The organism is Terrabacter sp. Ter38, assembly GCF_024519435.1.
GTDB lineage: Bacteria > Actinomycetota > Actinomycetes > Actinomycetales > Dermatophilaceae > Terrabacter.
Genome location: NZ_JALJRZ010000038.1, coordinates 1 through 355 on the forward strand (window position 1 = coordinate 1; position 355 = coordinate 355).

Sequence of the window (355 nt, forward strand, 5' to 3'; positions counted from 1 at the left end):
AGCAGGTGGGTTTCTTTCTCTCATACTCCCTCCTCCCTTCCTTCTCCTCTCCCTTCCTTCTTTCCTCCTTCTTCTCCCTCTTCCCTTTCTTTCCTCTCTTCTTCTCCCTCCTTCCTTTCTCCTTCCCCCCTCCTCCCTCCCCTCTCCTTTCTCTTTCCTCCTCCCTTCCTCTTCTCCTTCCCCTCTCTCCCTCTCCCTCTCCTTCCTCTCTTTCCCCTTCTTCCCTCCTCTCTTCTTCCCTTCCCCCTTCCTCTTTCCTTCCTCTTCTTCTTCCTCCCTTCCCGCCTCTTCCCTCCCCTCCCTCTCCCCTCCTTTCTTCTTCTCCCCTTTCTCTTTCCTCTCTTCCCTCCTCGTT

At 54.9% G+C, this 355-nt stretch carries 1 protein-coding gene; it reads right to left on the reverse strand.

Annotated elements, in window-relative coordinates; translation table 11 throughout:
• The coding region (locus NR112_RS23310; protein WP_256796474.1) for a hypothetical protein at window positions 1-355 on the reverse strand (355 nt) is incomplete at both ends.